The sequence below is a fragment of the Oleiphilus sp. HI0125 genome, assembly GCF_001635355.1.
Genome location: NZ_LWGF01001241.1, coordinates 1 through 1,318, shown reverse-complemented (window position 1 = coordinate 1,318; position 1,318 = coordinate 1). Strand labels below are relative to the sequence as shown.

The 1,318-nt window shown below is 43.3% G+C and carries 1 protein-coding gene and 2 pseudogenes; all 3 read right to left on the bottom strand.

The features are described from left to right. Nucleotides 1-77 (bottom strand): annotated as a pseudogene (locus tag A3762_RS26670) (stringent starvation protein A); the annotation flags it as partial. A 161-nt stretch (nt 78-238) separates the two neighbouring features. After that, a complete protein-coding gene (locus A3762_RS21595) occupies nt 239-997 on the bottom strand; it encodes a cytochrome c1 (RefSeq protein ID WP_068756769.1) in 759 nt (252 codons plus the stop codon). Continuing rightward, a pseudogene (locus A3762_RS21590) lies at nt 994-1,318 on the bottom strand (cytochrome b); the annotation flags it as partial. The gene A3762_RS21595 and the pseudogene A3762_RS21590, both read right to left, overlap by 4 nt.

Below are 1,318 nucleotides of genomic sequence, written 5' to 3'. Positions count from 1 at the left end.
ATACGGACTCGGTGGCTATAGTGGCTTGCACCATCAGAAAAAAACGTCATCGACGACCGTTTGGTCACAACGCCCATACAAGAGCTCCTTATAAATAGAACGCATCGAAAATTCGATACATAGAATACAAAACTGCCAGAATTATACACACTTATCAAAGCGCGTCATAATTCAACACACGTTATAACAAAAAAGGCCGTTAGCGTTTGCCAACAGCCTTATAGCTACTTAGATAGACTTAGTGGATATCGCGCCAGTACTCTTTATTCAAGAAGTAGACGAACACAAAGAAGAACGCCAAGAAGACAAGAACGTATAATCCTATACGCTCACTTTCTATCCGTGACGGCTCACCGACATACTCAAGGTAATTTACCAAATCATAGATGGCTTCGTCATACTCAGCTGGCGTCATAGAACCTTCCGACTTATATTCTTGACAGCCACTACTCTTAACGATGTTACCTGAAAGAGGATCAACTTCAGTATCAATACCCATAAGTGGCGGCTCAGCACACATACCCTGCAGGTCTGCTAGAACATGTGGCATACCGACATCTTTGAATACGACATTATTTACCCCATATGGACGCGAAGGATCTGCATAAAAACCACGCAAGTAACTATACAACCAATCTGGCCCCCGTAACCGCGCCACCAACGTCAAGTCAGGCGGTGGATTGCCAAACCAAGCTTTCGCTTGATCTTTATCCATAGAGGTAGTCATCAATTGACCGATCTTAGCGTCGCCCTCAAGTAGATTTTCTTCAAAAATCTCTTTTGGGATACCTAAGTCATTTGCAGAACGTTCATAGCGCGAGTACTCAAGCGAGTGGCATCCAAAACAGTAATTAGTAAACAACGCCATCCCACGCTGCATAGACTCTTGATCACGAATATCAGTATCAATATCATCAACAGGAGCCGCCGGTCCAACAGCTGCCAATACACTGTTCACACTAATTGTGAAAAATAACGTAGCAACGAGCTTAATCATTTCATTGTCACCCTTTCTGGTACAGGCTTAGTTTTCTCAATACTTGTATACCAAGGCATAAGAATGAAATAAGCGAAGTAAATAACAGTCAAGACCTGAGCAAGCAAAGTTCTACCTGGAGTTGCTACCACAACACCCAAGTAACCAAGAATGCAGAACGAAATGATAAACAACACAAGAGCAATTTTACTTAAGTTGCCTTTATAACGCATTGAACGCACCGGGCTACGATCTAACCATGGCAATACGAACAGAATTGCTATTGCCGCACCCATCGCCACAACACCCAAGAACGCATCCGGAACAGCACGCAAGATTGCA